The 20,691-nt window shown below is 42.3% G+C and carries 22 protein-coding genes and 1 pseudogene; 18 read left to right on the top strand and 5 right to left on the bottom strand.

Annotation, left to right across the window (positions count from 1 at the left end):
- Window positions 1-61 precede the first annotated feature (61 nt).
- The 17 genes and pseudogenes from VXQ92_RS04260 (at window position 62) to VXQ92_RS04180 (ending at window position 15,431) form a co-directional block, all read left to right on the top strand.
- On the top strand, window positions 62-436 hold the full coding sequence (locus tag VXQ92_RS04260; protein ID WP_416680553.1) for a hypothetical protein: 375 nt from the start codon (window positions 62-64) through the stop codon (window positions 434-436).
- A 70-nt stretch (window positions 437-506) separates the two neighbouring features.
- The gene (locus VXQ92_RS04255) at window positions 507-1,070 is read left to right on the top strand and encodes a hypothetical protein (RefSeq protein WP_416680551.1); all 564 of its coding nucleotides are present in this window, start codon (window positions 507-509) and stop codon (window positions 1,068-1,070) included.
- A gap of 346 nt (window positions 1,071-1,416) precedes the next feature.
- Entirely contained in the window at window positions 1,417-1,908 is a 492-nt protein-coding gene (locus VXQ92_RS04250) for a hypothetical protein (RefSeq protein ID WP_416680549.1), read from the top strand.
- A 104-nt stretch (window positions 1,909-2,012) separates the two neighbouring features.
- Window positions 2,013-2,186 (top strand): hypothetical protein, encoded by a 174-nt coding sequence (locus VXQ92_RS04245; protein WP_171255725.1) that lies wholly within the window; start codon window positions 2,013-2,015, stop codon window positions 2,184-2,186.
- Window positions 2,187-2,354: 168 nt separating this feature from the next.
- Complete coding sequence (locus VXQ92_RS04240; protein ID WP_416680547.1) at window positions 2,355-5,384, top strand: tape measure protein; 3,030 nt, start codon at window positions 2,355-2,357, stop codon at window positions 5,382-5,384.
- Window positions 5,381-5,803, top strand: coding sequence for a hypothetical protein (locus VXQ92_RS04235; protein WP_416680545.1), 423 nt, complete (start codon window positions 5,381-5,383; stop codon window positions 5,801-5,803). Before VXQ92_RS04240 ends, VXQ92_RS04235 begins: the two co-directional genes overlap by 4 nt.
- Window positions 5,793-7,194: pseudogene (locus VXQ92_RS04230) on the top strand (hypothetical protein); the annotation flags it as partial. The gene VXQ92_RS04235 and the pseudogene VXQ92_RS04230, both read left to right, overlap by 11 nt.
- A 694-nt stretch (window positions 7,195-7,888) precedes the next feature.
- Window positions 7,889-9,508, top strand: coding sequence for a hypothetical protein (locus VXQ92_RS04225; protein ID WP_416680543.1), 1,620 nt, complete (start codon window positions 7,889-7,891; stop codon window positions 9,506-9,508).
- Window positions 9,509-9,541: 33 nt separating this feature from the next.
- The gene (locus VXQ92_RS04220; RefSeq protein ID WP_416680541.1) at window positions 9,542-10,837 is read left to right on the top strand and encodes a hypothetical protein; all 1,296 of its coding nucleotides are present in this window, start codon (window positions 9,542-9,544) and stop codon (window positions 10,835-10,837) included.
- A gap of 2 nt (window positions 10,838-10,839) precedes the next feature.
- The gene (locus tag VXQ92_RS04215; RefSeq protein ID WP_416680540.1) at window positions 10,840-11,124 is read left to right on the top strand and encodes a carboxypeptidase regulatory-like domain-containing protein; all 285 of its coding nucleotides are present in this window, start codon (window positions 10,840-10,842) and stop codon (window positions 11,122-11,124) included.
- Window positions 11,121-11,507, top strand: a complete 387-nt coding sequence (locus VXQ92_RS04210; RefSeq protein WP_416680539.1) for a hypothetical protein — start codon at window positions 11,121-11,123, stop codon at window positions 11,505-11,507. Before VXQ92_RS04215 ends, VXQ92_RS04210 begins: the two co-directional genes overlap by 4 nt.
- 17 nt (window positions 11,508-11,524) lie before the next feature.
- Entirely contained in the window at window positions 11,525-13,612 is a 2,088-nt protein-coding gene (locus tag VXQ92_RS04205) for a hypothetical protein (RefSeq protein WP_416680538.1), read from the top strand.
- The gene (locus VXQ92_RS04200) at window positions 13,605-13,838 is read left to right on the top strand and encodes a hypothetical protein (protein WP_004893916.1); all 234 of its coding nucleotides are present in this window, start codon (window positions 13,605-13,607) and stop codon (window positions 13,836-13,838) included. The genes VXQ92_RS04205 and VXQ92_RS04200 overlap by 8 nt, the downstream gene beginning before the upstream one ends.
- 80 nt (window positions 13,839-13,918) lie before the next feature.
- Complete coding sequence (locus VXQ92_RS04195; RefSeq protein WP_004646469.1) at window positions 13,919-14,245, top strand: hypothetical protein; 327 nt, start codon at window positions 13,919-13,921, stop codon at window positions 14,243-14,245.
- Window positions 14,226-14,519, top strand: a complete 294-nt coding sequence (locus tag VXQ92_RS04190; protein WP_180049138.1) for a hypothetical protein — start codon at window positions 14,226-14,228, stop codon at window positions 14,517-14,519. Before VXQ92_RS04195 ends, VXQ92_RS04190 begins: the two co-directional genes overlap by 20 nt.
- Window positions 14,509-15,054, top strand: coding sequence for a glycoside hydrolase family 108 protein (locus VXQ92_RS04185; RefSeq protein WP_416680739.1), 546 nt, complete (start codon window positions 14,509-14,511; stop codon window positions 15,052-15,054). The genes VXQ92_RS04190 and VXQ92_RS04185 overlap by 11 nt, the downstream gene beginning before the upstream one ends.
- Window positions 15,054-15,431 (top strand): hypothetical protein, encoded by a 378-nt coding sequence (locus VXQ92_RS04180; protein ID WP_416680537.1) that lies wholly within the window; start codon window positions 15,054-15,056, stop codon window positions 15,429-15,431. Before VXQ92_RS04185 ends, VXQ92_RS04180 begins: the two co-directional genes overlap by 1 nt.
- 136 nt (window positions 15,432-15,567) lie before the next feature.
- On the opposite strand, the gene VXQ92_RS04175 is transcribed toward VXQ92_RS04180, so the two are convergent.
- The 3 genes from VXQ92_RS04175 to VXQ92_RS04165 all read right to left on the bottom strand — a co-directional run bounded on the left by VXQ92_RS04175 (window position 15,568) and on the right by VXQ92_RS04165 (window position 17,734).
- Entirely contained in the window at window positions 15,568-15,765 is a 198-nt protein-coding gene (locus tag VXQ92_RS04175; protein WP_416680535.1) for a hypothetical protein, read from the bottom strand.
- An 89-nt stretch (window positions 15,766-15,854) separates the two neighbouring features.
- Entirely contained in the window at window positions 15,855-16,511 is a 657-nt protein-coding gene (locus tag VXQ92_RS04170) for a hypothetical protein (protein ID WP_416680746.1), read from the bottom strand.
- A gap of 359 nt (window positions 16,512-16,870) precedes the next feature.
- Window positions 16,871-17,734, bottom strand: coding sequence for an alpha/beta fold hydrolase (locus VXQ92_RS04165; protein WP_416680534.1), 864 nt, complete (start codon window positions 17,732-17,734; stop codon window positions 16,871-16,873).
- A gap of 117 nt (window positions 17,735-17,851) precedes the next feature.
- Between VXQ92_RS04165 and VXQ92_RS04160 the strand changes: the two genes are divergently transcribed.
- Entirely contained in the window at window positions 17,852-18,310 is a 459-nt protein-coding gene (locus VXQ92_RS04160) for a hypothetical protein (RefSeq protein ID WP_064095287.1), read from the top strand.
- A 113-nt stretch (window positions 18,311-18,423) separates the two neighbouring features.
- Here VXQ92_RS04160 and VXQ92_RS04155 read toward each other — a convergent pair whose 3' ends face one another.
- Together VXQ92_RS04155 and brnQ are read right to left on the bottom strand one after the other, a co-directional pair.
- Entirely contained in the window at window positions 18,424-18,642 is a 219-nt protein-coding gene (locus VXQ92_RS04155) for a hypothetical protein (protein ID WP_004645284.1), read from the bottom strand.
- Window positions 18,643-19,229: 587 nt separating this feature from the next.
- Window positions 19,230-20,516, bottom strand: coding sequence for a branched-chain amino acid transport system II carrier protein (brnQ, locus tag VXQ92_RS04150; protein ID WP_064095288.1), 1,287 nt, complete (start codon window positions 20,514-20,516; stop codon window positions 19,230-19,232).
- Window positions 20,517-20,691: the final 175 nt, after the last annotated feature.

Here is a 20,691-nt window from a genome sequence, read left to right as displayed (position 1 = left end):
TCTTTTTATCTATTTAATTAGTATCTTGTTTGTTGATAATTTTAAAAATCACGGAATTATAATGGCAAACTTAATTATACATGCTGGTGACTTCACAAAGGGTAAGGGCTCAATCACTATATTGGGTGGGGTTTTTACAATTTCTGCACCATGGGCGGCAGGTGATGGTTTTTCTGGTAATGTTCAGTCATTTTCCAGTGTCGAAATTGAAGAGATAACTGTAGCAACTGAAGAAAATGTAAAAAGAATAGGTGGTACAGTCGGGTGGGGTGTTGCTGGTGCAGCACTGCTAGGCCCAGTTGGTTTGCTTGCGGGCTTGTTGCTTGGTGGTAAAGGTAAGGATGTCACGTTCATCTTGAAGTTTAAAGATGGGCGAAAAATGCTAGCCACCACTGATAGTAAAACGTTTACTAAGTTAGTAGCCATGGCATTCTAATAAATAATCAGATCAAAAAAGCACCTTAGGGTGCTTTTTTAATATCTAAAATTTTTCTCAGGACCCCATCATGAATGATTTTTTCTTAGCAACAAATCGCAGCATCCGGATTAATGATATCGAAGTCCGCCAGATCCAGATAAAAGACTTTGACACCTGGGCAATGCATGCTGAAGTTTTGAAAAACTTCATCAAAGACCAAAATCATTCAGATGAGATTTTGACAGGGCTATTCAAGGCTCACGGCGTGCAAGTCATTTCGACTATTGGCTGTGTTACTGATCTGGACAATGAATCACTGGTGGAACTTGCTACTGATGAACAGGGATTTAAAGATCTACTTAAAGCGGTGCTTCTGGTCAATCAGGCTTACTTCAAATACGAAAAACCAAGGCGCAGTGTTAAAAAGCCAGCTACAGAATCCACCTGGTTTGATTCATTTCAGTTTCTGGTATCAATGGGCCATCAGCATAGCGAAATCATGGAAATGACCTACGGCGCATTCCAGGGCTATATCAAGGCAGCAAACAAGCTGTACAAGCAGGGAATCTTCAACTCTGCTATTGCTGGACGTGTAGCGCAGTCCGATAAAAAAGGCTTTGAATCATTTAAAAAAGAAATGGTCTCTGATTGATCAAGCATCTCCCTAAAGTTATGATGCGTAAATAACTATTTAGGGGGTTAGTGTGAAAAAATTATTATTAGCTTTATGTTTGGTGTCGGGGTTCTCGTATGCAGAAAGGACAACTACCAGCATTCGCACTCCATCCGGTGATTTGGTAAGAATTGGGGATAGCCATCAAGCACTTAAAAGTAAGCTTGAGCTTGGTAAGCCGAGATTCTACGTCCTGGAAGATGGAAGACTTCACTGTTCAGCTACTGAGTATGTAAAACAGGTAGATTTGCAGGAGTACACCGTCATTTTATGCCGAGACAGAATTGTGAAAATCTTATGGCGTAATATTTAAGAGGGATGCCGAATGAAATACTTAATCATTGGTCTTTTAGTTTTGGCATCCGGTATGTTTTATTTTATGCATCAAAGCAACAAGGCATCAGCTGAAAGACTAAAACAAGCTGAGATTGCTCACCAGCAAAAATTAGAGCAGGAAAAGATTGATGCTGCAAACGCTGCCAAGTCTGCTGCAGAAAAGAAAGCTCAAGCTGAATTAGATCGCATTAAGCTTAATGAGGCTAATCAAAAGGCAGAACAGGATAAAGAGCGCGCTCAAATTGAAGTTGCCGCCCAAAAGGTTAAAGATGGCTTAATAGATTCCGATTCAGCTAAATTTAGAAATCAAAAGGGTAATTGTGGTGAGGTAAACGCCAAAAACAGAATGGGTGGATATACAGGCTTTTCGCGCTATATCTACTTCCCAGAAGATAAGAGTGTAATCATTGAGTCTGATGCAAAAGATGCAATATTTACACCTCAAATAATGGACAGACTTTGGTCTTCCAAGTGTAGTTAACAAAAGCACCTTCGGGTGGTTTTTTAGTACCAAAAAAGCAAAAAGCCCGTGACTCGTAATCATGGGCTTTTTTGTTTCCAACCCAAAAGGATTAAAAACCATAAATGAGCGACAAGGATAACAAATTTTCATTAAAGTTTCTAGGAGCAACAATGGAAGCAATGAACTTAAAACCAGAGAATTTTGTGAAAGTATTTTGGCACTTGGCCTTTATTGCGGTTTTTATAATGGCTGCATCTTTCCTGATACAGGTCGCCAAATTTTACTTAGGAATGTAATTGTGAATTCAATTAAATAAAGCTGACCCAATAAGAGGTCGGTTTTTTTATATCTGCTGCGCCTCTAGGCGCTTTTTTAGTACCTAAAATTTAGAGGTCAGCATGTCTGGTAAGAATTTAACATTTAAGCTGGTGATGGATGCGGATACAAAAGCTTTTGTTTCCAATATGCATCAGTCAGAGAAAGCAGCAAAGGATGCATTTGCAGCACTTAAGAATGGATCAGCCAGTGTTGTAGGTGATACCAATAGTGCAACAAGAGAGGTAGATCAGCTTGGCAACCAATCTCAAGAGACAGCTCAACAAGTAAAGCAGCTTGATAAAGAATTAGAAGCAACATCACAAGAGTTACAACAAACAGAGCAGGCTTCAAAAGGTGCGTCAGGGGAGTTGCAGGGCTTAAAAATCGGCTTTAATGCTCTAACCGGGGCTTTAGCTGCTCTCGGTATTGGCACCACGGCAATGGAAATTGCACAGACTGCCGATGAGTATAAAAACCTATCTGGTCGTCTATCAATAGCAATTGGAGAGCATGGCAATCTACAAAAAGCCATGGATGATGTTAAAAATGTCGCCATTAATACCAACTCTAATTTAACCGCAACTGGTGATCTATATTCTCGACTAACCAAGATTGGCCAAGAGATGAAGTGGCCGCAAGAACAGGCGCTTTCTTTAACTGAAACAATTAACAAAGCCATTCAGGTGGGCGGTGGATCTGCCGCATCCAATGAAGCAGCTATTACTCAACTTAACCAAGCATTAGGTTCAGGTGTACTTCGCGGTGATGAATTCAACTCGATCATGGAGCAGTCGCCACGATTAGCTCAAGCGTTGGCTGATGGGCTTGATGTAACCACCGGTAAATTGCGCGAAATGGCTGGTGAGGGGAAGCTTACAACTGATGTTGTAACAAAGGCTTTATTAAGCCAAAGCGAAGCAATTAGTGCTGAATTCGCTAAATTCCCCACAACAATCGGTGCATCAATTGAAAATCTTAAAACTGCATGGACGGTTTATATTGGTGAGGCGGATGCTGCTACTGGTGCAAGCTCTAAAGTTGCAGAAGCTATTAAGTTTGTTGCTGAAAACTTGGATACGATTGTCTCTACGTTGATGTTGGCTGGTCAGGCATTTGTAGCATATAAGGCTCTAAACATCGGTCTAATGTTCTTGGATAAAGCGAATAGCGTTAAAGCTGCATCATTAGCTATTACTCAAGAAACCACCTCGGTTGTAGCCAATACGCAGGCGCAAATAGCGAACGCTAACGCAACTAGAGCAACTGCTGTGGCTAAAGGACAGTTAGCAACATCTGCAGCAACAGCTACTGCCTCTGCTGGTACAAGCCTAATGGGCTTGGTAGGCCGTCTAGGCACCTTGGGTATTGCTATTACCTCACTCGGTGTGATGGGTGTGGCTGTTGTCGGCATGCTTACCCCACTCGGAGAGTGGATGGGTGAAGCTGCCGCAAAAGCAATGGGTTATGGCGAAGCTATTGAGAAACTAGAGAAACAGCAACTTCTCGAAGCAGCTCAAGCTAAAGTGGCGGCCGAAATTAAGGCAGAGCAGGCAGCTGCCGCAGAGAAAGCCAGAGATAAGACCTACCAATTAACAGAAGAATCAAAAAAGCTTATTACAGCGTTTGATGAGTTAATTAAAAAAGGCGAGTCAGTAACCGATTCACTCGAAAAGCTTCAAGATGCTTTGGTGTTTGATTCCACAAAAGGTATTAATGATTCAGTAACAGCCCTGGTGGCACTTGAGCAGCAGGGAAAGATAACCGCTGAACAACTCAAGGTATCGCTTAAAGCTGCAATGGCAACTGAAGACCTTGTGGTGTTCTCAGCAAATGCAAAGGCTGCTTTTGCTGGTACTTCTTTTGAAGCTCAGAAGATGGCACTCATTGCTGAACAAGCAATGATCTTGGCTGTGGAGCGTACCGGATATAGTTTCGAGCAACTCCAAGGAAAAGGGTCGGCAGCATCAAGATCACTAATAAATGATATTCAAACCATTATTGGTAGTCTTGATGAACTAAAGCGCCAAGGTCTTGATACCGCTTTTGCACTCAACCAATCGATCAGCAAGGCAGTCAATGGTGCTGAAACTATTCAGCAACTTGGTGCTATCCGAAGCCAAATCAACAGCCTTAAGAGTGAGCTTGGTGAAACTGTAGTGAATGGGCTTTTGCAGCAAGTGGAAGCTCAGGCATTCAATATTAATCGCCAACTTGATGAGATGACAGCAGGCGTCAACTCTGTAAATGAGGCCTTTTCGATATTTGGTTTGCGGTCTCGCGATGAAGCCAAAATAATAGCTGCTGAATATAAAGCGGCATATGAGGTTTTGCTTAAAAGTGGCCAGGCTTCAACTGATCAACTTCAGCAAGCATTCAGGAAATATGCCGATGTAGCCATTCAAGCTAATGGCGGTATCGTGGATGGTTTTACTAGATCTCAAGCCTCAGCTTTGGATTTAGAGGTTCAGGTAGATGAGACTGGGAAAACTGCGATCAAATCCATGGATGAATGGGAAAAAGCGAATCACCGTGTCAGAGACTCTGCACATAGAATCGGTGATGGATACCGTCATGCAGGTCAGATCGCACGGGAAGAGGCTAAATCTTCAACCGAAGCCTGGGCTGATGCAGTCAATAAAGCTAAAGGTGATTTCAATAAGGAAATGAAGCGACAGGGCGATGCATTAAGCAAGGGCATTTATGGCTATGACTCATACACCAGAGATGAAGTACTTTCCGAGCTGAAAAGTAAGGGGTATAGCGATAAGGAAGCTCAAAAACTGGCTGGTGATATCTGGTCCAAAGCGATGGCAGCTGATCGGGATGCCAAGGCTCAAGGACTGGGTAAAGATGGTAATCCAGCCATGAAAGCATTGATCAATGCTGAATTTGATCGGGCAGCAGCGAATGGTCTGACCACTCAGCACGGAACCAACAAGATCAATGAATTGCTTCGTTCTATCAATGTCGCTTCAACCGGTAGCAGTGGTTTGAGCGACTACGCGCCGTCGATCCCGTCTGCACCTTCGGTTAGGGAAGTTGATTCTAGCCCAAAAACTACAATTCGGATTGAGGGTAAAAATGGCCAGTATGTAGACGCACAGGTTGGTGCAGACCAGGTAGATCCATTAACCCAAATCCTTGCACAACTTGGAACACTTAAGAAGTCGACATGAAACTAATACGCTTAGCAACATCAGAAACCGTCCCATTAGAGGACGGTTTTTTATGGCCTGATGAATTTTCCTGGAAGGCCATTGAGCAGAATCAAGCCTATGCCATGGATGGCACTCTGATCATTCAGGAGGGCAAAAAGAAGTCTGGGCGGCCAATCACCTTACAACCGGCAGATTCACAAATGGGCTGGATCAAGCTGCGTGAACTACGGACTGTTTTGGAGTGGTCCAGGCTGCAAGGTGAAAATTTCAGACTGCAATTTGAGCAGCCGCATGATAGCCGGCAATTCACCGTCAAATTTAACCACCAGGATGGGGCTTTAGAGGCTGCTCCGGTAAAAGGGATTCCAGCGGTATCACTGGATGATTATTTTAATGTGACCTTACGCTTTACGGAGTTAGACGACGATGGCGATTGAAACCAAAGATTTAGTAATTTACAAGTCTGAACGCTTGACTGATAACTCGGATGGCGGTGGTAAATATTCTGGCGTTGTGGTGCAGGACGGGATCAGCAACAACCTGTTCAATGATGTGTCCGAGATGGATCGAACCATGGGTGATGTCTCCATGCGCAAGATATTTCCAGCAGTTACGACTGAAGACACTGATTTACTCATGGGAGCAACAGTCTTTGTATCTGAACTGCCTGCGGATCCAAACGTATCAGCACTGCTATTCAGCACCAAGAACTGGACGGATGAACGTCAGTCTGCTCAAAACCGGGTGGAAAACTACTTGGCCAAAGGTGGTCAGATTGCAGGTACACCACTGGATACTCATTGGCAGGGGATGTCATCACTGCAAGTGGCCATGTTTCCGCAAGAAACTGAGTCGTCAGTAGGTGACACGATTGTCCTAATCAGTGATGAAGGTAAGGCCTTAGAGCGCGAGCAGTATGTGCGTATCACTAAAGTTGAAACCCGTATCGCCGTCATGGTTATTGATGGTAAAAATGTTGAATACAAGGTGGCTACTTATTCCCTGAATGATGCTCTTGAGGTTGACTTTGTCGGATTATCAGCACGCCAGTGGTACAACGGTGAGAAATCTAAAACTATTATCCGCGATACCATTGTTGCTGATACCGGTCTGTATTACTCATCTACAGCACTGGCTTCTGATGCCAATGTGGGTGAATTTACCGTAAATGCCAAAAGCATCTTTGCTCAGCTGATTCCATCGGCCCAGACAGAAACACCAATCATTGATGTGAACGCTGCAGGTGAAAGCGTGGTGCTGGTCGCAGGCAATGAAGGCACCATTACTGTTAATTATCCAAATATGGTGATTGGTGTCAGCCAAAACCTGTATATCGGCTCTGCGGTTATTCCATCAAGTGTAGCTTTCACATTGCAAGGCCAGCAGATCACCGATCAGGGTGGCCTGCTTAAAAATACTCAAGGCACTCAAGTCGGCACAATTGATTATCAGCGTGGTTTGATTCAATGGACATCATCCGCGCCTGCTGGAACCACTAGCCTAAATATCACATTCAAACCAGCTGCGGCACCAAACCAGTATTATCAAAGTCATGCCATTCCGGTGACTCAAAATAACCAAAGCACCAACTGGACCGGAGTTTTAATTCCAATTCCTGCACCTGGTGCACTTTCGATTTCATATATGTCGCAGGGCAAGTTCTATGAGCTTAAAGATGATGGTTCAGGCCAGTTAAAGGCTGCCAGTCCATCTTTTGGTTCAGGCATGATCAACTATGAAACTGGGTCATGGTTACTCACCACAGGTGCCTTACCGGATGTGGATACGCCGATCCTGTTGAACTGGGGGACACCGATTGCAACCTATCAACGAGCTGATTTACCTGTGCTGCCTGCAAAAATTCCATTTGAACTGGATCATCAAGCAGTGGCAGCAAATAGCCTGACGATCAGCTGGATGCTAAATGGTGTGGCCAAGTCAGCAACATCGAATGCAATGGGAAATTTAACTGGTGATGCAACTGGTTTTGTGAATAGTGCTCTAGGTATTGGTGAAATCATTCCAAATGAGTTACCGCAAAAAGGTGTGGTGTTCACCATCACTTACGATTATGGAGACAAGAAAGAGCAGGCGGTACCGCCAGTTATTCCAAACGCAAGTCAACAGATCAATTTTACCGTAGGAACCGGCAATGAATTGCAGCCAAACTCTGTGATGCTAGAGATTCCATTAACTTCAAATCTAGGCGATCAAGTCACACTGGTTGTTGTGGATGATGGTCTTGGGAACCTGAAGGACGGCTTTGGTACAACACAGGGCACAATCAATTACACAACTGGTGCTGTGGTGATGACCCCAAGTGTCGTTACAGGCTACTTCTATGAAAAAGAGGAGGTTAAGCCAGTGGTAAATAGTGCAACTGCCGCGACCGTTAAAATTGGCTCTAGTAGCAGTTCTGGGTCCTCATCAACAATCCCATCAGTAACCGGAACCGCTGTGGCGCAATACAAAGTTCAAGTCAACCCGTGGGCTGGCTATGTTTCAGCATAATAGGTGAAATTATGACAATTTATCAGTCGCAACCAAGTAATGTGGTGCTTTCAAGTACAACATATAAAGCCTATAGCGAAACTACTGGGATTAAGGCGCATTATCGAGACACATCGGGTACCAATAGCTCAACCGAAACTGTGCAAGCAGATGCAATGAAATTTGATCTAACCTATGGATTTAGTGAACAGATTTTATCTGGATCGGTTCGCTTTAAACTCGGTGACAGCACCTTCATTGATCGAGATGGTTTGATTTATCGTGATATCAATCCGAGCAATGGTAGTGGTATTCAATCGGGTTTAATTCGCCTTGGCACTGGTGAAATTGAACTGAGCTCATGGACACCAGGGCAAGCCAACTCATTAACACTGGAGTCCTTGATTACCACAACCGATCTACCGCCAATCAATAAGATCAGCTTTAGAACACCGATCATTCCGGTTCGCCCACAGTCGATGACTGTCGTTGTAACATCACTTGAACACGGTCAACTGACTTTAACCGCTGATGAAAACGGAGTGATTGAGACCAGTCGGGCGCATGGGCAGGTCAATTGGGATAATGGCTTTGTCACGATTTACTTTTATACCAAAACCAAAATTACTGAAGCCAATCGGGCAGACATTGAAGCGAATGATTGGTACGATCCGCTGCTTGAATATCAAGAGGGAGCCGATACTTATATCAATGTGCCAGTCTGGGTCGATGCTTCATCCGTGCGCTATAACGCTGTGGCTTATACCTATATTCCGCTTGATTCGGAAATTTTAGGTCTGTCTGCTACACGTTTGCCGATCGATGGCCGGGTCCCGATCTTCCGGGGTGGTGGTATTGGTATTGTCAGCTCAAGTAAAGCTCAGGAGCTGCCAAGTGCAATTGCAGGTACCACATACGATCTGAATGATCAGCGCGTTTCATGGGTAGAACTTGAGGATACTAACGGAACGAAAGTAGCTTTCGATTTGTACACAGTGGATTATGATTATGGCCGCGTGACATTGGGCGGCGACTTCGTACTGGGTAATCTGGTTGCACCACTGACAGTGAAATACCGATATCAGGATATGGGTCTGATCCGTGATGTTCAGATTAATGGTCAGCTGACTTTCACCAAGCCTTTAACCCATAACTATGATGCAGTAGATACCATAGTCGGTTCTGCTTTGGTCATTGGTGACATGCAGGCAAGATATACCCGCAAGTTTGTGCAAGGGTCTTGGAGTAATACCTGGGCTGATGAGCCTAATAGCGCTGGTATTTTTTCAAATTATAATGATGCGTTATATCCAATTGAAGTATCAAATAAGGGGGCAATCCAGGAGCGTTGGGCCTTAATTTTTACTGATGCGACCAATTTCCGCTGTGTTGGTGAATACTCTGGCCAGATTGGTACAGGCAGCATTAATGCTGATTATTCACCAATTAACCCAGTTACCGGTATGCCTTACTTTACGATTAGAATGCAGGGATGGGGTGCTGGGTGGGTGAACGGGAACGTATTGCGATTTAATACAATAGCTGCAAATTTCCCTGTCTGGGTTATTCGTACTGTTAAGCAGTCTGAACCAAAGGCTGTTTCAGACCAGTTTCAGATCATGTTGCGTGGTGATATTGACCGCGAAATATAATTTTAATTAAGGCCACTGTAAGGGGTCTTTTTTTTGGAATTTAAAAAAATGGCGACAACTAGAAGTGTGCAGTTTGCATACAGTAAAAACACTAATGCCCCGCAATTAACCCATGTGCAGGGCACCATGATAGCAATGCTTGATGCTGTTCTGGTTAATGGGTACGGCAGCCAGACCATTCAGACACTAGCTTCAAGCAGTTCTGGCGTTATTACGGCAACTTTTGGCACAGCCCATAATTACAAGGCTGGCCAGATTTTGCTGATTGAGGGTGCTTCTGATTCTTCATTTAATGGCCGTTTCCGTGTGGATACCGTTTCTGGAAATAACCTTACATTTAAGGAAAAGCTATCAGGGGCAAAAACTACCGCCGGCACAATTACAGCTAAGGTTGCGCCACTTGGCTATCAGATAGCTTTTACGGACGGGGCGAATAAGCGTGCTTATAAATCACTCAATCCGGAAAACGCACTTTATTATATTTTTGATGACAATCTATGGTCTGGATGGGGTGCTGGCTATGCAAAAATTTGCAACGTCGGTCTAGCCTTAGAAATGACGGAAATTAACACGATTTCAGGAATGCAATGTCCATTCAATCCAGCAAACCCAAACCAGAATTGGCAAGTTGATGGAACAGGAAGCGGGGCGCGACCAGGCTGGGCTAAACTGGTTTATGGGTGTTGGAGTCAGGGCCAGAGCGCATATTTAACCAGTGGTAGCTCTGGTAACCATATTTGGTCAGTTGTTGGGAATGATGAGGGTTTTTACTTAATTCAAGCTTGTGTTTCTGATAACGGAAACCCCAACCAGGTGGGAACGGTTAACTATTTTGGCAAATATGAAAGCCTAAATGAAAACCCGTTTAATTATTTGATTTGTGCAAATCACAAGCGGAATACGGCCGGTGAATATCAGGAAGTAGAATCTGCAGTATTCTCACCCAGCAAGACACAGGCCATTTATTACGCAGATTGTAAGATGTTTGCCAGCAAAGATGGGGTGACCAGCTCAATAGGTATTTCGCCTATTTTTCCAAATAATGGAACTTCAAACACCTTTTATAGTGAATCAAAACCAAACTTCACTGATTCAACAGGTGTGGGTTTAATCAAGGTTCCATTTATTGCCCAGCAAGGCGCACCAATAGAGGGCTATTTACCACATGTTTATGTGCCACTTTTAAGCCGTCCGTTTGTAATAAATTCAATGGCTCAATATGCTTTTTTAGTTGAGAAACACGAAAACGGGAATCATTTTATTGAAATTAACGGCCTTTGTTCATACGCGCCAGGAGTAGCAACGCTGTTTTTTGAGTTAAAGGATTAGAAATGAAAATAAATCTTTTATCAAATGAAATGGTTTTTTTAAAACCGAGGTCGGCGCCACCAGCCTTTTTTATCATGGGCGAAGTTAAAACAAATTCAGCTAGTACGGCCGGGGTTTTGGTTCGTTTGTTTTCCCGTGCTGATGCTTCCTTAATGGGGCAAACGTTAACTAAATCAGATGGGAGTTACAAGTTCACCGTGGCCGATACTAAGGAAAAATTTATTGTCGCCCATCACCCGCAGCGGCTATTTAATGCAGTGATCCAAGATAATGTGGTGCCAAAATGAGCAATACTTCTATAAAAGCCAGACTTGCAATGGCGCAAGCTTTTGCCGGTTTTATGGATAGCGGTGAACGAAGTGCCACCGTTGTCTTTTATACCGGTACACCTGCTGCCAATACCGAAACAGCAGCGGACCCAGATAAAAAACTGGTTACTTTAACTTTCCCGGAGCCTTGTTTTAAAGAAGTAACCCTGGATTTTGTGGAACTACACCCCACAGATACAGCCACCGTCATAGAATCCGGGCAAACCACTTGGGCGCGTATCTACAACGGCGCTGGTGATGTGGCTGCAGATTTAACAGTGGGAACTGATATTACTCTGGCGAATACCAATCTGGTCGTGGGTGGTACCTTGTCTATTCAATCGATAAAACTCAGACCTTAATTTAAAAGGGTGCTCATGTGGATTTTAAAAATAAGCTCGGCACCGTTGATGCTCACAACTTAAACTTAAATTTTAAGCCTGATAATAGCGATAGCCACAATATCATCCTGAATTTTGAGCATCTAGCCGACGGTTCGACTAATCTCAATTTTGGCGATGATGTTTCGGGTGTTATCGATACTGCACTCGATACCGAATTCTCATTTGAAATCACAGCGGTCTATGCCGACAGTGGTGCAAATACTGCAGTCATCGATACAGTGCTTGATACTGGATTTAGCTTTGATGTAGTTGCTGTATTTAGTGAAAACACTGATGTTATTGGCCAGATCGATACGATTTTAGATACCAATTTTAGCTTTGAAATCGAAGCAGTATTTAATGAAAATGTGTGCACCATTGATACGGTTTTAGATACTGATTTTAAATTTGAAGTTAAAGCATTATTCGACATCAACCATCTGGTCGGGGTGTCTTATGGTTTTAACATGAGATATCAGAAAGCGATTGCATGTCTGAGCACCACAGAAATACCGTGGGCCAAGCCAATATTAAGAGTCTCGAATGAGGCTCTTTTTTATGACCAAGGCTTGGTAATTTCCAATCAGGCTGATCTCTGGTATGAGCAAGCTGGGTCACTGAATCGTGCTATCAGATCGCTACATGAGCAAGCAACCGGTTTAAGTTCTGGTGCATACATGATTTGGGAGGAAGGCGATAAGCGCTTTATTCATCAGCGTTACCTGCATGAAGAAACAATCAAACTACGTCATAACCGTGAAACCATCTGGCAGGAAATGATCCGTAGGCGCAAGACTTTTAGTTACTCACATGAAGTAGCTCAAGTCTTTGAGCAACGCTTTTCATTTGAATGGGATAAAAGTCTTGAGATTATCACCAAGTCAAATTTACCTTGGGATAAAGCCAAAGCGATTCATTACCGCAAACATCCGGTTCTAGCTTGGCCAAAGCCTGAAATACCCAAATACGAAGGCACAGGTGATTTAAATTTTGTCTGCCTCTGTCATGACGTTGATTCACATAATGTCATTTTAAATTTTGGTGCAGATGACTGTATTCCAGCACTGCCGAAACGAAACTGGTGGTATATCGTGAACACATTAACAGCCGAGCGACTGGATACTGGCGAGAAGATTAAAGTCATGGATGGCACCTACAGTACCAGCCGGTCTCAATGGTGCTGGACCTATTCAATTACCGTGGCTCATACCGAAAAAGAAAAGCTGCAACCCGTCAACGGTCAGCCTGTGGTTCTCAAAGTTATGATCAATGGGTTTGAGCATCATATTTTGCTTGAAGATCCAGAGGAAACCCGACGCTTTGCCAGTGTGCTTTACACTTACCCGGGGCGAAGTATTACCGCACTGAACTCGGATAAATACGCAGCTTCACGTTCATTCATCCAGGATAACGAACGTACCTCTGTGCAACTGGTTCAAGCTGAAATTGATCGAGCAAATAGCGGTACCAGTTTGGATTGGGAACTGATTGATGATCTGGGCTGGATTGTACCGGTTGAGAGCCTGAGTTATGCAGAACTTGCGCCAATCGATGCAATCAAACAGGTCGTTGATGCAGGCGGTGGCTTTATCTATAGCCAGAAAGTAGGTAATACGCTGACTATTTTACCCCGGTACCAAAAAGGCTATTGGGATGCGATGACAGTTGATGACTACGATATTCTATTATCTGAAAGTTTGGTGATGCAGCAAAACATCAAGAAGAACGATGAATACATTGCTGACTTCAATGCCATCACCGTAGTGAATAGTCGAAGTGGTGAAAGTCTGAAAGTACAGCAGCGCGGTACTTCGGGTGATGTACCGTTAGAGGCGGTCACTGGGCCATTGTTTAACGTGGTATCGGGTGCGAGTTACGGCAAAAATGAACTGGTCAAAGCCAACATTCAGGAGTTGCACACTTTCTCGGATATTCCGGTCGGCCAGGAAATTGGCGAGATGCTACCTGGCAAAATGATTGCCTTTAATGGCCAGTGGTGGGGCGTGATTGATGGGGTGAGTGGAAGTTTTTCGCATGAAAAGGTCAATGAAACCATTACCGTGGAGCGTATCAGTCGTGACTAATCCTTTATTTGAACTGCGCAAGCTGCTTAATCCGACCCATGCTGAGTACATCGGTACCATTACTTCAGTGAAGCACCCAGAATACCGGGTCCAGATTGATGGCGGATCCGGTCCGGTACTGTGCACATCTGGCACAGCTTATAACTTGGGTGCCAGAGTATTCATCTCAAATCAGGTGATTTTAAGGCCCGCACCCACTGGCCAGCATTCTGAAATAGAAGTCTAAACTTAACCAAATAACAGCACCTTTTTAGGTGCTTTTTTAATGCCAAAAATTAGGGGTATGTATGACTAAAGGGGATGTATATGGACTTTCTTAGTCAAGTATTGGAAAGCATAAAGAACCATTCACACATTCTTTTTACAGGTGTGCTGGGTGCAACTTTTGGCTTTCTATTAAGTAAGGAGCCAACCCGGGATCGCTGGATCGGATTCTTTGCTGGCTTCATTTTATGTGTGGTCTTTGCTAAACCGGCAAGTTTATTTCTTGCTAGCGGTAACTACCCAGAACTATTTGGTTTCATCCTGGGTGCTGCTGGTAAAAGTACAGCTGAAGCATTGCTGAGTTTGGCTCGATCAAGAGTTCTTGGTTTAGTCAAAAAGGAGAATGAAGATGCTGCTAATCATAAGTAAAACAGCATTGGTATTATTTATAGTTTCGTTTGCAATCATGGCATTTCATCCAAAAATTCAACTCCCAAAACACATCGATTTTCTATTGGTGTTGTCGATCCTTTTTGGGGCAGCACTTTTTGTTAAAGATGAGTATTCGCCCAGTCCGGCCGGAACACTTTTTTATACCACGGTAAGTATTTTATTCGCCCTCTTTACCCGACAGCTTTATATCTGGGGTAAGGGTGGTGCACGTCCTAAATTTTTTAACACGGATAAAAATGATGAACATTGAGCAATTTTTAAATGAGCTGATCCAACGCGAAGGCGGCTATGTAAATATCCCTGCGGATCGAGGCGGTGCAACAAAGTACGGCATTACCGAGGCTGTAGCACGTCAAAACGGTTATAAAGGCCACATGAAGGACCTACCTGAATCACTTGCACGAGATATTTACCGCAAACAATATTGGATAGTACCGCGTTTTAACCAGGTGAATGCAATTAGCCCACTGATTGCAGAAGAATTGCTTGATACGGGCGTGAACTGCGGTGTTGGTTTTGCCAAGCCCACCTTACAACGTGCTTTAAACCTGCTGAACAATCAGGGTAAAGGTGGTTGGCCAGATTTGGCAGTTGATGGCATTTATGGGCCAGCAACCCTTAACGCCTTAAAAATATATTTATCTAAACGTGGCAAAGAAGGCGAAAAGACTCTACTTAAGGTGTTAAATATTTTGCAAGGCCAGCGCTACATTGAAATCACTGAGCGCAATCCAAGCCAAGAGCAATTCTTTTTTGGGTGGATTAGCAATCGAGTGGTGATTTGATGCCAATACTTACAATCTTATGGAAATACAAATACTGGATCGCAATTGCGGTCTTTTTCTTTTTATGGGTCGGGCAAATTGTCTATACCAACCACTTAAGCGGGAAGCTACGCAAAGCTAACCAGCAATGTACAGCGAAAATTCAGCAGATAGAGCAAAAGCATCTCAATGTATTAACTGAAAAACAAAATCAAATTAACCAGATGAGTTCCGATTATGAAGCAACAAAATCAGAGCAGCGTGTGCAGGTCGAAACTGTTACGCGTGAAGTGCAAAAGATCATTGATCGTCCTGTGTATCTCAATCATTGCTTTGATGATGCCGGGGTGTCAGCCATCAACTCACTTATCACCAGTGATACCGGCAAACCTCCTTGAGCCATGTTCTGATTTGCAGAAATTAGAATCAGGGCAGGGTAAGGTTGCTTTAGTCTGGTCTATTGATGTGGTTGCTAAATATAATGACTGTAAGTCACGACATAGTGCTATTGTGAAGGCCCTCAAGTGAGGGCTTTTATATTTTTACATATCGCCAAGTTTTTAATCCAAGTGCCTTTGCTGCATCTTTCGCCGCCGCTTTGTCACCTAAGAGTGGTACTAATTTTAAATCCAATATTTCTATTAATTCAAATTCACCTTCCTTTAGGTTTTGATCGTACTTATATTTATACCAACGCACTTTTTCTTCTGTAGTAGCAAGGATGTAAGCCATTTATACCTCTAAAAATGTGAATATGGGGATATGTGTGAAGGCTTTTTAAGTGAGATCATGACATCTTGTTTCATGAGCTTATTGTTTTATCAATTAACCAAATCATATAACTTATCTTGCAATTTATCATTCAGTTGTTTTGCGCGCTTTACATCATTTCGAATAGCAATGTGGATCCTAGAGTCAATGTTTTTAAAACTCACCTTTTCTCTATTAACCACATTTCCTATTGAAAAGATAATTTCTTGAACAAGCTCTGAAAGCTCTTTAAATTCTGTGTGATAATAAATATTTTCATGCTCTATTTTATAGCAAAGGTTGGAAATAGGGCTGCCTATACCCCAAGAAGGAAGAATAGCTTTGAGGTTGTCTCGCATTTCCTCAAAAGACAGGTTTTTAGGCAATTTCATAATTTTCATTATGATACCAATATCACAAGTGTAAATATATTCTCTTAACTCAAGATTAATATCCCTGCTATTATAATACGCATCTTGATCCTTCCATGAATTTAAAGAGTCAATTACCCAGAAAAGCGCAAATAAACCAGTAGAAATTGATAAAAATTCAGCTAGGCTCAAAATTGGTAAGCAATGAATATTTTTGCATAAGTTAACTGTAGCACCATTATTAATAAGCGAATAAAACAAGTAATAAAAAGTAGATGCTAAAAGTAGAAAAGCCAACATATAGCTTACAATCAGAACTTTACGCTTATTTGATTTGTTCAACTCCACGCCCCCCACTCAAGACCACATAATTACTCTTCAAATTTAAACCCCATCCAGACTCCTTCCTAAAAATCGCCCCATTCTTTATCGTGTGCTCTATGTAAAAGTAGGTCCATGTTTTCATTTTTCCATCCATTCTTTTTATTTCAAGATGAGTGATATAATAAGCATAAACAAGAAGTTGTTAGCTGTGGATAACTTTAGGATTACGCCAGTTTTTCGCCAGTTATTTATAAGTATTTGTTTTCAGACAATAAAAAGCCCCATGGTTAGGGGCTAGTCGTATACAGGTCAAGCCCATATACTGTAAGAGGCTCATCTCAAACTGGGTGTATTAGAACACAGTCATCGTGAAATAACCACTTGAATCTGCTCTAGACCGCTAGTTGTTGTTCAATTACTGGCCATAAATTCTGATGCGATTTCTTGAACATCAGCATATGGCCAATGGTTTTATGCGCATAATTTTCAGGTTTGAGCTCAATCATCTGGGTTGATGCATGAGGATATAGTCGTAGTAAATCCTTTACATTCTCTTCCGTGGCAATTTCGTCATCCGAGGACCAGATCGCAGTAATCGGGCAGGTGATTTGAGTATGAAAATTTGAGTCAGGTGAAACAAGTTTACCGATCGCATTGATGACATAACCCGGTTTGCTGCAAAATTGTGCCCATTGTTGTGCTACATCTTTCGGCAGGTTTTCCCCCATGCCAATTGCTTGGGTCGGGCCATAGCCTTTCGTGATCCGGGCCAGAGGGAAAATAATATTAAACATGACTGGTGCCAGCAGTTTGGTTTTACCTTTAAGTCCTTTCAAATGTCCGGTTGAACCAGACACTGCCACTACTTTAGCGACTTTAGAATAATTTGGCACAATGCCTAAAAGTTGACCGCCAGCACTATGTCCCAGTAACGTCACTTTTTCTGCATGGGTTCGCGCCAATAAAGTATCAATCGCGGCCGGAATATCCAGTTGCCCCCATTGTACAATACTGGCTTTTGAATTTTTCAACGGACCTGCCAGTGAATCACCAATTCCCCGAAAATCAAAGACCATGACTGCATAGCCTTGAGCCTGCAACCAGACACAGAATTGATGATAAAACTGCTTGGTAATGCCGGTGGCTGGACACACTAATACAGGCAGTTCTTTAGATTCAGAAATAGCTGCATAAAAACGTGCACTTAAGTTATAGCCATCCTGGCACTGCAGAGTCAATGTTTCAAATTCAGACATACGTTACACTATAATTTTAGAGTCCTGATCAAGCTTTTACTCTACAGATTTTTAGCAGGGTAGCTTGGCTAAAACATGACTTAAAAGTCAGTAAAATAATAGAGAGGGAATGAACTTATGCAGCTAATGGAGCTTGAGCTGGCCGTTAAAATAGCCATTATTTTTAGTGGAATATTCTTGTGGGTGGGAATGTTTACCGGCGTCTGGAAATATTGGCAGATTCGTCAATCACCTCAGTCACGCGCACATTATTATGTCGATATTGCTCATCGTAGCAGCCTGCTTTATGCACCAGCCACATTAATTTTAGCAGTGCTGGCATATTGTTCAGCGTTGCCAAGTGTCGTGAACTTAATTTGCGTACTCATCAATATCGTGTTTTTCAGCTTTTCTATTGCGGCTTATATGCTGCATGGTTTCCTGCAAGACACGACCAATCAGTTTAAGCAGCCTCATCAATTAGGTAAGTTTCATTTACCTGGTAGTTTAATGACTTTAGCTATGCTGGGATTAATTGTTGCAGAATTAGGCGGGACAGGAATATTGCTTTATGGGGGATTTGCTGGATTGTTTTAATGATTATTTTTAATAAGTATTCTGAAAATGTGAGAATAATTGAAATATTAAGACTCTTTTTTCACCAGATGGATGACTGGCCAATCATCCATCTGGGCTAATTTAAAATTTGATTATCTGTATTTCTGGTCGATGGCCGCCCAAAGGAAAAAGGCGGCTGAGACAATCAGTGCATAACCAAAGTATTCAAGTTTTAAATTACCTTGAATTAAACAATGGACGGTTAAAGTCAGCATGAGAGCAAAAGTGGTGCATATAAATGTCACCAGATTGGTGTTGTTGGCTTTAAGAGCGTCAATGAAGACTTGCTTGTTGAAATGTAATGATAACATCTCCATCCCTCCCATTTATTTATGTTATTGAAGATTAAAGCAGATTTAATTAGTCAGAATTGAACATACAGTTGTACTGTTTAATTCAGACCTTTGCAACTGCCCTAACAGGCTTTTCCAGTCAAAATGGCCATCTTTAGTCGAATAACTACATAATTGATTGATTATGTGAGTATTTATTTTTAATGGTTTCACCTCCAGATAGTTTGTCATACAAGCTGCGTCGAAATTCACTACGACAAGATAGAAAATGCAAATTCTACGCCAAATATATGTAGCATTAATCAGAACTATGTAAGACTACGTATCACTCGCTGGGGAACTTGGTATAGGTTGGCAACAATAGGTATCTAAAATTAGGAAATTAAAAGTTTTGTTTATATTTATATAAAAAATAAAATAATTTAAGCAGAACCTTATTTTATAAAAAGAATTTTATAGAAGGTCTAAATAGGAAAATTATAGCCGTGATTTGATGTCATTGTGTAGAAACAATAAATGTCCGTTTGGGTAAAACCTGACAATTATTGATCATGCTCAAACCGGATTTTGGGTAAAAATACGATTTATCAGACGTCCTAGAAATTTTAGTTTCTAATACGGTCAATCACAGCTGTAATCAGCAATACAATCATGGATGGAATAAACCAAGCCAGATTCTGCTCTGAAAGTGGTAGATTTTGTAACAATACGGGCAATTCAAAACCGGCAACTTTTATTCCGTCAAAAATACCAAAAATAAAGGCAACCAGGGTTACAGGAGCAATTACATGCGAGGGTTTCTTGAAGAAACTTGCACAGAAACTCAGCATAATGACACTAATCGCAGGCGGATAAATCGCACTCAATACGGGCACTGAAACGGCGATCAGTTTGGTTAAACCCAGATTTGAGATAACCAGTGAGAAGCCGACCAGAATAAAGACAAAAATCTTGTACGGAATTTTGGTTAAACTGGAGAAATACTCGGCACAGGCACAGGTCAGGCCAATTGCAGTCACCATACAGGCAATAAAAATCATGCCCGACAGGAAGTAAGCGCCCATATCGCCAAAGGCATGTTGTACATAGGCATGTAGGATAATGGCACCATTGGCTGCATTTGGCGCAATATCATGGCTACCAAGCCCAAGTTTAAACAGGCTTAAATACACCAGAGTTAAACCAATACCAGAGATAATGCCGGCATTGACCGCATATTTGGTAATCAGTTTTTTATCCGTTACACCACGTGAAGTAATGGCTTTGACAATGACAATACCGAAAACTAAAGCGCCTAAAGTATCCATGGTTAAATAACCATTCACGATGCCTTCAGTCACCGGACTGGTAATGTAATTATCAATCGCAGCAGGCGGATTGCTGGCAGGAATCATCACGGCTGCTACACCCAAAATCACCAGAGCGATAATTTTAATTGGCGAAAGGAAATAGCCGACGGTATCCAGAATCTTGTTTGGATATAAAGACACCACTGTCACTATGGCAAAATAGATAATGCTATATATGAGCAGGCTGCCAGATTCATTGCCAAAGTAAGATGAAAAACCGATTTCATAAGAAACGGTTGCAGTACGTGGGGTTGCAAATAAAGGGCCAACAGCCAAGTAACACACGACAGTCAGCAAAATACTGGCTGCTTTACCAAGAGGTGAACTTAGGGCCTGAATGGAACCTTCAACGCGAGACAGGGCAATAATGGTGATCACGGGTAAGCCCACTGCTGTAATAAGGAAACCTAAAGCAGCGAGCCATACGTGTTCACCGGCCTGTTGAGCCACAATCGGTGGAAAGATAATGTTGCCCGCACCAATAAATAATGCAAAGGTCATAAAACCTAAGGCGACAATATCCCGGGTACGCAGACTTGTCATAAAGGGAGATCAATAGAACAAAAGAAAGCAATTTTAGTGTATATGTCGAGTTTTTGGGAGCTTATTTTAAGGCGGGAAGCCTTGATTTTATTGAGTTTGCAAATTACATCACTATACATTTAAAACTTGGTAGAAATATATAATTGATAATTCTTTGGAAAATAGATTTTTCTAG

Source organism: Acinetobacter sp. 228 (genome assembly GCF_048147885.1).
This window is presented reverse-complemented; position numbering and strand designations above follow the sequence as displayed.